Source organism: Paenibacillus sp. p3-SID867 (assembly GCF_025142895.1).
In the GTDB taxonomy this organism is placed as follows: domain Bacteria; phylum Bacillota; class Bacilli; order Paenibacillales; family Paenibacillaceae; genus Paenibacillus_AQ.
In genome coordinates, this window is record NZ_JAMBDM010000005.1 from 415,354 (window position 1) to 426,132 (window position 10,779).

The following is a 10,779-nucleotide window of genomic DNA, read 5'->3' on the forward strand; positions in this document are numbered from 1 at the left end:
TATTGCGGGATTTATCGTGGATTAATCCGTGATTATGATACAATAGCGGATCCTCTGTCCGCGTAAACTCCATAATGGCCGATTCCCGTAAAATAACGTATCCTCTGTCCTCATGATCTTCTTAATGGGCGAATTTTAGCATATAGCAGGGCGTTTGTCCTATCAACTGGGCTTCTCGGACAGCAAATATTTTTCCAAGGTATTCAAGAAAATTACGGGAAGGCCGCCAAGCCAAAGCGTCAAGTCCGAAATATAGAAAGGTACCACTCCGATCTATGGACCTATGGAGCACCCCTTTTTGCTTAAACCGAACACCGTGATCACCTGAGCACAAACGATGGGTAAAGAAACAGTTATTCCATTCAGTATAAATAGGCAAATGAACCTTCAATCGACGGGTTCATTTGCTTTTCAAAAATGAAGAAAACCCGCTGTAGTGAGCGGGTTTTGTGTATGGTGGCGAACCACGGCTGTGTAAAACCACTATACACCGCCGAGTATTCCATTCGTTACCTTTCATACTTGTCTATCCAATTCGATTATTGAAGCAATGTAGACGATACGGACCAAGTAGTAGATTTTCAAAAAAAAGAGTTTCTAAAGCTCTCTATGGGCTGGCTGCATCATCCCTTGACTAGGGTGATCCTCTGAGTACTCGTAATATTGGGACTGAACGGATGCATGTATTGGTGCTTCCATCGGCGGCACTGACGGCTGCTGATAGGGCTCATCCACATACATGATTCTACGCAGAATTTGCATAAGCCCATTCACAACGCGCAGCGCAACCCAGTACAGGATAAGGCCAACGCCTACGTACAGCAGGTATTGCTGATTATAGGTCCAATCTATATGAAAATAACTAAACAAGCTATTCTCCAAAATATCAAGCTGCAGTTCATTCATCAAAATGATATGCACGACCGGAAGAGCAATCAACCCGAGTCCCAGTGAAATCACCGTTACCATAATAACAAAGAATACGATGCCAGTAACAAATCTTAGTAATACGAGCAGCAGGTTTCGAATAAATAGCGCTCCGTCAAAACCGCTCACCATTCGCTTCAACCAGTTCTCCCCAGCTTCAGATTGTTGATTGTAGGGATACGATACAGAAGGAGTAGGTAAACCTAAAATTTGTCTAATCATGCTTTGTTCAAAATTCACAATCCCATTCAACAGCTTGGCTACTCCAAAAAACAGCGGTATTCCGATAAATATTGGAGTCAAACCGATGGATAGTGCAAGTCCCGTTATCGCTACTGTAAAATAAATAATCCCTAACGGGAGAGATAGCAAGAAATAGAGCATTGTTGCATAGGTTTTCGGATTAAAAAGCACCCAATTCACCTTGCCTGCCCGCGCCATTCCAGTCGCTTCTGTTGCCTTCATATTCAAACACCCCTTATAGCTTCATACGTCACGCTCCGAGTTATAAATCCATTATATCCGCCTTATTAGGCTGACATAACCGTCTTAGGGGGTATCTGAACCTAGACTTTAGACTAGGGACTGACCTGGCTCTGATGAACTTTTTGAAGTAAAGTTCGCGCAATAAGCCCCATGTATTCCCTTTTATTATTCCAGAATCTGTGTTTTATTAAATATAGAATTAAGCTATCCTATTCACGTTTACTACCTAACTGAAGGAGATCTCTACATGAAACAGTCATTAAGTATCATCCCAGACCAATGGAAAAGAACTGGGATTGTCACGATCGGCGGCCTACTTATAGGAGCAGGATTTGCCGATTGCCTGATTGCCATGAATTCAATCGATTTAAATCAAATCGCTAGAGGGTTAACGATCTTTAGTGCAGGTCTGACCATCTTAGTCGTCATGGATAACTCTAAAACACAAAAGGAGACCGAGAAACTCCAAAAAGAAACACAACTTCGAATGGAAAGAATTGAAGATAAGCTGAACGCCCTCCATCAATCCCAACAAATAACGAATTCACAATTTCTTGAAATCAGAGAGCTGATACATCAATCTAATTCGGAGATCTAATACTCAATGCTTTGTTCAGATATAAAAGTAAAAACCCCGCTCAATGAGCGGGGTTTATGTATGGAGGCGAGGAGAGTCGAACCCCTGTCCTCCATCTTTTAATCCGTTTTATATGATTTTAAACTGTCTATTAATCCTTATAGAACCAAGGAATTAGGTTATTATAGCGCTGTTAATTACCTCTAAGTATTACAGTATATTAGCTGGTTTGTCTACATAATGTCTACTTGTAGACCAATAATTATTATCATTCTTTGATGACTTTTGAAATGACACTTACTGCGTTCTTATGGATTTTATCAAATGAATGTGCATATATCTTACTTGTTGTCCCTATCTCGGAATGACCCATTGCCTCGGAAATTGATTTCAATGAGACTCCCTCATTATACAGTATACTACACCATGTATGACGTAGGTCGTGCAATCTGATTTTGGGCAGTTTTTTCTTTGCTAAGAATGCGCTAAATTGTTCTGTCACAGAATTCACACGATAAGGTCTACCATCTTCTTTGGTATATACATAATCGGTATCAATATAAGCATTCCCCAATCTCTGTCTCCATTCAGATTGTACAGATTGATGAGCAATCAGTATCTCGTATAGATCATCGTCGATATATAGTGTTCTTCTACTTTTTTCCGTCTTAGGGGCCTTCACTATTGTTTCTTTCCCTGCACTAGTTCTAACTTCATGAATATGAAGGCATCTGTTCTCTAAATCGACGTATTTCCATTTCAAGCCAACGATCTCTTCTCTTCTTAACCCTAGCAATCCGGCCAAATAGATAGGAACTTCCAACTTAGTGCCCTTAGCTGCCGCTAGAAGTACTTTCAACTGTTCCTTAGTGTAAGACTGACCTTCAAATTTTAATTTTCTAGGTAAAACAACTGCATCCGCTATATTTCTGTACACATACTGCTGCTTCAAGCCATAATCGAGTGCTTTCCTTATGATCGCATGATGCTTGTGTACAGTGTTAGGTGAAAGGCTTTTGTCATCCATAAGATGCTTATAGTATTGCTGAATGTGATCTGGGCGAAGCTTTTCTAGTTCAACCTTTCCCATATATTGAACTATGTGCTTTACAATATTACGATATCCGTACTCGGTAGTAACCTCACAATTATATTTTACATAGTTATCCATCCAATGCACAAGGAACTGCTCCATAGAAATTTTCGGTGTATGAACTAACAGGTTACGTTGCTGATTGTAATTAAAATCGTTGAGTATTTTCTTAGCTTCCTTCTCTGTGTTTACTGTTTGATACTTTCTCATTCTTTTCCCTGTGGCATCAAATCCAAGCTCAAGAGTCACTCTATACTTTTTTCCAATCTTCTGAAAGCTCCCAGCCAATGATATACCAACTCCTTTAACAAGAAAAACAGAGAACTGGAATCCGCTCTTCTTGTTTACTAAATTTATTCGAGAATAATAGGGCTTTCTAAATTCTCTTCTATAAATGACCAAAACTTTGCAACAGGAACAATAATACGTCTACCAACAACAATTTTCGGGAAGTCGTTTTTATTGACTAGTTTGTATACCCCGTTCCTGCCGATAGGTAAGATATCACATAAATCAGATACCGTATAAAATGACTTTCCCTCATACGTTGCGCTCATATCTTTTCCCCCATTATTTAGATAATATATATTTATAAATTGTCGATTGACGAAGATGGACGTAGTTATACGTAGAATTTAATAATCTACGTCCACACCACTCAAATCATCATGGTGACGACATGTTCAGCGAACGTAGCCAATGTAGCCATGAATAAAGCTTTTTATTTGAGTTTAATGCCTCTAAATCCTTGGAGGGGAGTCGAACCATTAATTCTTAACTTCGTTGATTCCACACCAAGCTTTGTGAGTTCAGTAAAAAAGTCTTTGCTTTTTAGGACACGACTCTGGTTATCCCTGGTATGTCTTAAGTAAGCTGAATAAATATCTTTTCTATGAACCTTGTATTCTGGATTGTTCGGATTAAGTAGGCACTCATCGTTAATAAAGTCAGTTATGCTCATGTCAGAAATATATTGGGCCTTAAACCTTAAAGCATCATCACTCTCTGTAAAAACAAAGTTCTGCTCCTTTAGCCTATGAAGACCTTCTATTGCCCAGGTAACTATTGATTCAGTTTCTAATAGCAGCTTGTTCATAAGATCCTTATCTCTTTTTTCTTCTGGAATCGACTGATTAAACAGTAAGAACATCATTCTATCTGTTAAGGCAGACATTGAATCAGGCTTATCCAATGGCGGCATGTGATTACCTGCTGATACTAATTTAGTCTTCCCGTAGAAAAAGAACGGGTCTTTTCCCTTTTTTTCAGCTGATATCAGATCACCGCCGGTTAATGCTTTAATAACATCGATCCCTTTTAAACTGCCCTCCTCATTCATTTCAGGAGAAATATTCAGTCTGGAATTTGATAATTCAGCGGTCATAAATCTGTTGGTCCCTAATTGTTTCAGCGTTATAGCGGTAGTGTGTTTAGCCCCTACTAATTCTCTCCAAAGACCCAACCACAAGGATTTGCCTGTGTGAGCTTGACCAATGAGAATGAAGAATTTTTTTGCATTGCAATAATTGCTGATAATATATCCTGTTAGCTCTTGAAGAGACTTTATTTTCTGCAAATCTCCTTGGGTAGAGTCTTGAAGAAATTGATTAAATACTCCTCTTGTTCGACCCACTCCCCCATTAGGAGGGATAACCATTAGTCCTTGGTGATTTGGATTGTAGTCAGCATCGACATAGTGAGTAAATAAGTACGCTGCTTTGTGCTCCAGTATTTCTCTAGAATCAGTGTCATACACACAGTTCCTAAAATTAATAAGTCTATCGTGTCTGTTAAAATCTTCAAAATTAATCTGTAGATGCGGATCACTTTCAATTCTGTACGCTATTTCGAGCATCTTATTCTTATTTAGTTTTCTATCCATTGAATCTGAGACATTGCTACGAATAAAAACGCTCATATCTGATTCCGACAATTCATTGTATGTTCCATTATAATGATCATAGAGAAATACCCTTTTGTTAGCACATCTGATGATGTATCTATTTGAGATGTATTTTGAAACGTCGTACTCAATATTCATTCTTCTTGATTCTCTTTCTTGTGTTGAAACTTGATTTGTGTCCGTAAAATCATTTAAGCTTCTACAAATATTGGCTGTACTATCTACACGATCTGATAATTGCTCATTCTCGATAAATTCGGTCTCATCAATTACTACGCTGTTTTCAGTAAGATAAGTATTATCAGCTTGATCTGAGGCAAATTGGTATGACTGATCGAGTCCGATACAATTTTCCTCAACATAACTTTGATCAAGTTCATTTGCAAACTCTTGCTCCTCAAAGCTAGAAGTCTGATCAAGCTCAATCCTATTTTTATTTAGATATGTCTCTTCGACTTCATTAGTTACGCCTTTGCTTTCAAAGTCATCCAATTGTGCTGACTGTTTATGTGAAGAGCCATAAAGTTCATTAAAACCTTCCATATAATCGTCAAAAGAATGATTATTCCCATCCTCGATCATCTGAAGTCCTCCGTTTCGCAAGGCTCATTAATCTTCTGATAGAAACCCTTAAAATTTCTTTCTATGATGCTAAATGCTATTGATCTCATTAAATTTCTACTCTTCTCATCAATGACTAGTGCACGACATATCTTTTGATCCAACTTTCCATCGTAAAGTAAGAATTGAATGAAACCCTGAGTCTCCAAGAATAATATGAAGAGGCTCCCATCATCGCTACTATTAGACAGTTCTAAACATTCTCTTTCGCCTACAGTAACAAGTAACTTTATATCTTTTTTCTTTCTCATATCACACGTAACTCGCACAGAGTCTTCACTTCCGAATGACAAGTTATGATCCAAGTGATCAACTTTAAGCTCGTGTACATCTTCATTTGATATTCCAATAAAAAGGTTCTTTTTCTGAATAAATCTACTATTAACAAATGCAATTGAATTACTACTATCTAGTTTGTGGAACTGCAGATCATTAAGATCGACTTTTTTGTTGTTCAATAGTTCAAATTCCTTTTCGCTCAGGATATTATTGTTAAACATTTTCATACACTCCTTTGAGATTTATTAGCTCACAAAATGAAGTGTAATGCATGTTTTTGTAGTGTATGATCTCAATTGTCGACAAATAATACAGTAGATCCCTTATAAATAAAGGGGCGCTTTACTTAACTACTTAGTTAAAGTAAAGCGCCCCTTGAATATTTTTTTTATTTAGTCTAGATTGATCGAAGACAAGTATTTACTTGCGCCCTCAAATACTAGCAGTTGAACTATATCTTTACCATCATAAGTGACCTTTTCGAAAGGAGACTCAAAGTCTGTTTCTGAAGCTTTTAACGATTTCTTTATCTTCTCCAAACTACGTGTCACCTTTAGGAAATTATCACTATTCTTTATCTTTCTTCCTTCTAAAAATACTTTGTCTGCTATCGATAAAATCTTCTCATTTGTGGATCGATCCTCCAGCGCAAAATATAATCTCCCGATTTTCTTTATTCTTTGGATTTTAATATCAGTACTGTCCGCAGCTAGTTCGCCTTCAGTAGAGTATCTTTTGTTATCGAGTTCAAAATTCATTTTAAGAAACTCAACTAAACAAGGTACGATAATGTATTTCCACTTAAAGAGAGTGCTGGTTGAAGACAATGAATGATCGAAGTACCAATCAAAATTCTCGATAAGATAAAATTTTAAACCTAAATCGTCTAATAACGAAAATGTAGAGATTGCTTTAATAATCTTCTTTTCATTTTTGCGATTTGCTTTATCAAGAAAAGACGCTGCCTGAAAGGTGTAAATCAAATTCGTCTTTTTCTCAAATTGAATACTGTCTTGTACGATGTTCATCTCATCTTTTACTTTTCCTAATATATCAAAAAAAATCTCTGCGGTATTTAATAGAGGGAAGTAGTCAGAATTATTCCTTCTTGATGAGATCTTAGTGGTAGGAATCTTGTATCTTTGAGTAATTATAAAAAATAATAGTGAGATAGATCCTTCCTTTTTCAAATACCCGGATTTTGATTCTTTATTAAATAGTTGAACAATATCTTTATGTATACTTACATCTCTTTTGAAACTATCAGTAATTCTATCACCATATAACTGACTAAAGTCTTCTGCATTGGTTATGAATAAATCGTCAAGGAGATCTCCAAAAGTAAGTTCATCATCTGCATCTATGTATTCATTCTGATACTCTTGCAAAATATCAATATAATCTGACTGTAAAATTTCATTAATTATTTCTTGTCTCCATTGGTGAAGCGCTTGTTCTTTTAGTGCCTGGCTAACTTTTTTATCGTCTATTGGTATAGTTTCGAATTCCTGCTGTACCGCCTCATCAATATTAATAGCATTCAATAAAGATCCAAAATCCGGGCTGTTCTTTGTGTTCCAGATTAGTTCAAAGCCCAATACATCATTTAACTTGGCTTTAAGTTGTTGAGATATGTGCATCTGATTACCTACTTCTATTATTATTGTATAGTCGATAATGAGTTTGCCTAACGGCTAAGTTTCATTACCCTTTAAAGAGTATATCGGAAGGTCTTTGAGTATTAATAAACATGAATGTAACCCTTATGAAATACTATTTTGCCGATAAAAAAACGTAACAGACCTCTTGGTCCATTACGCTTCTTCAATAGCCATTTAAAATTCGACTCTTTTTATGGTCCCCAGTGCCTTACTCCGATGATTCGTAATTTTCAAATATCTTGGCTAGCAATGAATTCGTCATCAAAGTATTTTGAGGGACATCATTAAAAGAGAGTGCACCAACTTCAAAAAAATCTTCGTCACTTAAAACGAACTGTAACCTGGCTTTAACTGTTGTATTTTCATACATCATATACCCTGTAAATTCCACCACATTCTCACCTGTATCAGCCTTGAAATTATTCCATGTAGGATCTCTAAAAAATTCTGTGAAAGCATCCCCAATAGTAGAATCAGGGTAATCTTGCAATTCCCCACCTTTAACAGCCAGCACATTTTTATTATCTTGATCTCTTTTGTTATTTAACTGGTCTTGCACACTGGTCGTTATATCTTTCACTGCTTGCTCAGATTCAATGCTACATCCACTTAGTAATAAGATAAGCATTAATACAAATAAATTCTTTCTAATCATCTATCATACCTCGTTTCCTCCATCTAACCTACTGCAGAATCAAGGTTGAATGTAGATAAAAGTAGCTCTATGAATATATCAATATCCTGGGTCTCTTTAAGAGTAATTTGCGGATCAATCGTAATTTCAAAAATTCCTACTTGATCTTCCTTGAAAATCACTATAAAAACTGTGCCCTTAACATCACTTACATTTGTAATAAGATATGCTCTGTCAGCAGACGGTATTAAAAGTTCATCTATAACGGAATCGCTATAAATGATATCCTTTCTTTCCATAAATCCTTCATAACTCTCTTCTAGTATCATCCCATACTCATCATCATGTATAGATTGCATAAAATCGAAATAAGATGATACTTTAGCATTTTTTGATTCATAAAATACAGTTTCTATAGTGTTCTTCTTTTGAATGACAAGGGGGCTACCCCACTCTAAAGGATAATTTAATGTATAACCAATGGTTTGATCTGTATATATACCGTATTTTGGCGATATTTTTTCAACATGATTTCCTTCATACCATCTTTCCTCACCACCATGATACAAAGTAATTCTTTTATTAACTTGATCCCAATTTAGTCTTAGTTTCAAGTTTTCGGACACAACACGTAGTGGGATTAGCGTTCTTCCTTTTTCATTTATTGGTGCGGCATTAATTTTATTTAATACCCCATTAATTATGGCATTTCTACTTCCAACAGTGAGCTCTATTATTTCATTATCCAGTTTAATAATTGTTTTCTTCGTCTTGGAATCATATCCGATTGTGCCACCTAACTCCTTTATCAGTGATTTCAACGGTAAGTAAGTGATTCCATTCTTGCTAACTGGTGCAGTATTCGTTTCACTATCGACCTTTTTACGTTCACCGTTTACAAGCATGTATTGATTCCCTATCTGTAAAATTATTTGTTTACCACTGGGCGTATAAAGCTCATCATCCGCTAATACGGTCTCCCCACTTAACGAAAGCAAGTTAGCGCTTAGAAGTATTGCCACTAAAGATTTTTTGATTGCTCTCATAGATACACCTCTTCTATTATCATCATCAATCATTATAGGCAGCATAACCTATATGTCACCCTAATTATAGGTAATAAGTAGTAAATTTTCAATGTCTATAGTAATTATTTTTATTAGTGTCTATAGTATGTTGAGCGTGGCTATATAACCTAATATGTTTTTCTTACAGTGAACTAAGAAAATAGGTGAGTATATGAGTCACATTTCAATCATAGTTGGAGAGAACATTCGTGGAATTAGACAGAGTAAAGGATTAAGTCAGGAGAGGCTTGCTCTTCGGGCCGGTATTAATCCCTCATTTTTAGGGCAAATCGAACGTGCTGAGAAAAGTCCTACTATTGTAAGTCTTGAAAAATTAGCTATTGCTCTTGGGGTGAAGGTAGAAGAGTTATTTCATTCCAGTACAGATGAAATACAAAAAACCAATGCAACTTTCTTAGATAAAATCATTTTTGAGTTAAGTGAACGAACTAATGAAGAACAGGAAGACATTTATAAGATCATCATTCAACTTTTGGTTTTTAAAGACAAAAAAGAGAAGTGAGGATCTTGTTAAACATCCTTACTTCTCTACAATATAATTTTTATTGTTCACTTTTCTTAGGATGACCATATTTCTTAGATAGTTCACACGCTGTTTTATAGATATCAAATTTGTTTTCAATTGTTTTAATTATTGCATCTTTCGCCGCGTTTTTCGCTATTTCAGTTTTATTACTATTCATGAGTCACCGTTACCTATCATTGAATTTTTGACTAGCAATTACCCCAATTCCAACTCCCATTAAGTATCCAATTGCCGTACCCGGTCCAGGAAAGATCAAACTTCCTATTCCTGCACCTAGCCCACCTCCTCCAAGCATTCCGCATGCAGTAATAATAGTTGCATTAGTAACTTTATTGCTCTCTTGAGTCATTCTGTTTCACCTCCTTTCTCAAGTTTCAGGAACCTTAGATATATCCATGTTCTTTTAAACTGTAAAACTGGTTATCACCGATAATAACGTGATCTAGAACCTCAATTCCTATAATCTCCCCAGCAGCAACTAGCCTTTTAGTGATATTTATGTCCTCACTTGATGGTGTTGTATCACCACTTGGATGATTATGAGAGCAAATCAAGGACGCACTACAATGCTTTATGGCCTCTTTAAACACTTCTCTGGGGTGTACAATGGCAGCGTTTAACGAGCCAATAGAAATCGTCTCCTTGGAGATGATCCGATTCTTAGTATTCAGAAAAAGGCATACAAAATGTTCCTTCGTATGATATCTAAGCTCAGGTTGTAAATAATCATATACATCTTTCGGTTTTTGAATTAATTCCTGCTGATTATCTGGCGCAAACATTACTTTTGAGAGCTTTAATAACGCAAGAATTTGACGTGCTCTTCCAATACCAATTCCTTTTATGTTTTGTAACTGCTGCTCTGAAGCGTTTACTAACTGAGTTTTTGTTGGAAATTGGCGAAAAAGTTCTTGAATTAGATAACTATCCTGATCTTCATTTAGTGTCTGACTTATCAGCTCTTTTAGATCTGAATTCATAATA

13 protein-coding genes are annotated in these 10,779 nt (G+C 36.2%); 3 read left to right on the forward strand and 10 right to left on the reverse strand.

What is annotated here, in order from left to right; all coding sequences use genetic code 11:
* Window positions 1-154 precede the first annotated feature (154 nt).
* A complete protein-coding gene (locus tag M4D81_RS13515) occupies window positions 155-256 on the forward strand; it encodes a helix-turn-helix domain-containing protein (RefSeq protein WP_260066874.1) in 102 nt (33 codons plus the stop codon).
* Window positions 257-597: 341 nt separating this feature from the next.
* Here the strand turns inward: M4D81_RS13515 and M4D81_RS13520 are convergent, their stop codons facing one another.
* A complete protein-coding gene (locus M4D81_RS13520) occupies window positions 598-1,392 on the reverse strand; it encodes a sensor domain-containing protein (protein WP_260066875.1) in 795 nt (264 codons plus the stop codon).
* A 268-nt stretch (window positions 1,393-1,660) separates the two neighbouring features.
* On the opposite strand from M4D81_RS13520, the gene M4D81_RS13525 reads away from it, so the two are divergent.
* Complete coding sequence (locus M4D81_RS13525) at window positions 1,661-2,011, forward strand: hypothetical protein (protein ID WP_260066876.1); 351 nt, start codon at window positions 1,661-1,663, stop codon at window positions 2,009-2,011.
* Between the two features lie 247 nt (window positions 2,012-2,258).
* Here the strand turns inward: M4D81_RS13525 and M4D81_RS13530 are convergent, their stop codons facing one another.
* The 7 genes from M4D81_RS13530 to M4D81_RS13560 all read right to left on the reverse strand — a co-directional run bounded on the left by M4D81_RS13530 (window position 2,259) and on the right by M4D81_RS13560 (window position 9,227).
* Window positions 2,259-3,371: a site-specific integrase gene (locus M4D81_RS13530; protein WP_260066877.1), complete on the reverse strand. Its 1,113-nt coding sequence runs from the start codon at window positions 3,369-3,371 to the stop codon at window positions 2,259-2,261.
* 65 nt (window positions 3,372-3,436) lie between these two features.
* Window positions 3,437-3,640 carry a helix-turn-helix domain-containing protein gene (locus M4D81_RS13535; RefSeq protein ID WP_260066878.1) on the reverse strand — a complete coding sequence of 68 codons (204 nt, stop codon included), beginning with the start codon at window positions 3,638-3,640 and terminating at the stop codon, window positions 3,437-3,439.
* A 164-nt stretch (window positions 3,641-3,804) separates the two neighbouring features.
* Complete coding sequence (locus M4D81_RS13540) at window positions 3,805-5,568, reverse strand: DNA primase family protein (protein ID WP_260066879.1); 1,764 nt, start codon at window positions 5,566-5,568, stop codon at window positions 3,805-3,807.
* Window positions 5,565-6,107, reverse strand: coding sequence for a hypothetical protein (locus tag M4D81_RS13545; RefSeq protein WP_260066880.1), 543 nt, complete (start codon window positions 6,105-6,107; stop codon window positions 5,565-5,567). Before M4D81_RS13545 ends, M4D81_RS13540 begins: the two co-directional genes overlap by 4 nt.
* A 171-nt stretch (window positions 6,108-6,278) precedes the next feature.
* Entirely contained in the window at window positions 6,279-7,526 is a 1,248-nt protein-coding gene (locus tag M4D81_RS13550; RefSeq protein WP_260066881.1) for a hypothetical protein, read from the reverse strand.
* 229 nt (window positions 7,527-7,755) lie between these two features.
* Entirely contained in the window at window positions 7,756-8,202 is a 447-nt protein-coding gene (locus tag M4D81_RS13555) for a hypothetical protein (RefSeq protein WP_260066882.1), read from the reverse strand.
* A 23-nt stretch (window positions 8,203-8,225) separates the two neighbouring features.
* Window positions 8,226-9,227: a copper amine oxidase N-terminal domain-containing protein gene (locus M4D81_RS13560; RefSeq protein ID WP_260066883.1), complete on the reverse strand. Its 1,002-nt coding sequence runs from the start codon at window positions 9,225-9,227 to the stop codon at window positions 8,226-8,228.
* A gap of 193 nt (window positions 9,228-9,420) precedes the next feature.
* Here M4D81_RS13560 and M4D81_RS13565 point away from each other — a divergent pair, with 193 nt between their 5' ends.
* A complete protein-coding gene (locus M4D81_RS13565; RefSeq protein WP_260066884.1) occupies window positions 9,421-9,771 on the forward strand; it encodes a helix-turn-helix domain-containing protein in 351 nt (116 codons plus the stop codon).
* A gap of 190 nt (window positions 9,772-9,961) precedes the next feature.
* On the opposite strand, the gene M4D81_RS13570 is transcribed toward M4D81_RS13565, so the two are convergent.
* Window positions 9,962-10,144: a hypothetical protein gene (locus M4D81_RS13570; protein WP_260066885.1), complete on the reverse strand. Its 183-nt coding sequence runs from the start codon at window positions 10,142-10,144 to the stop codon at window positions 9,962-9,964.
* 34 nt (window positions 10,145-10,178) lie between these two features.
* Window positions 10,179-10,775, reverse strand: coding sequence for a RadC family protein (gene radC / locus M4D81_RS13575; RefSeq protein WP_260066896.1), 597 nt, complete (start codon window positions 10,773-10,775; stop codon window positions 10,179-10,181).
* Between the last annotated feature and the right edge of the window lie 4 nt (window positions 10,776-10,779).

Bases quoted from the DNA above. Each gene is read 5' to 3' on its own strand.
- M4D81_RS13560 (WP_260066883.1), bottom strand. From the start codon at position 9,227: ATGAGAGCAATCAAAAAATCTTTAGTGGCAATACTTCTAAGCGCTAAC.
- M4D81_RS13550 (WP_260066881.1), bottom strand. From the start codon at position 7,526: ATGCACATATCTCAACAACTTAAAGCCAAGTTAAATGATGTATTGGGC.
- M4D81_RS13525 (WP_260066876.1), top strand. From the start codon at position 1,661: ATGAAACAGTCATTAAGTATCATCCCAGACCAATGGAAAAGAACTGGG.
- M4D81_RS13545 (WP_260066880.1), bottom strand. From the start codon at position 6,107: ATGTTTAACAATAATATCCTGAGCGAAAAGGAATTTGAACTATTGAAC.
- M4D81_RS13555 (WP_260066882.1), bottom strand. From the start codon at position 8,202: ATGATTAGAAAGAATTTATTTGTATTAATGCTTATCTTATTACTAAGT.
- M4D81_RS13565 (WP_260066884.1), top strand. From the start codon at position 9,421: ATGAGTCACATTTCAATCATAGTTGGAGAGAACATTCGTGGAATTAGA.
- M4D81_RS13520 (WP_260066875.1), bottom strand. From the start codon at position 1,392: ATGAAGGCAACAGAAGCGACTGGAATGGCGCGGGCAGGCAAGGTGAAT.
- radC (WP_260066896.1), bottom strand. From the start codon at position 10,775: ATGAATTCAGATCTAAAAGAGCTGATAAGTCAGACACTAAATGAAGAT.
- M4D81_RS13570 (WP_260066885.1), bottom strand. From the start codon at position 10,144: ATGACTCAAGAGAGCAATAAAGTTACTAATGCAACTATTATTACTGCA.
- M4D81_RS13535 (WP_260066878.1), bottom strand. From the start codon at position 3,640: ATGAGCGCAACGTATGAGGGAAAGTCATTTTATACGGTATCTGATTTA.
- M4D81_RS13540 (WP_260066879.1), bottom strand. From the start codon at position 5,568: ATGATCGAGGATGGGAATAATCATTCTTTTGACGATTATATGGAAGGT.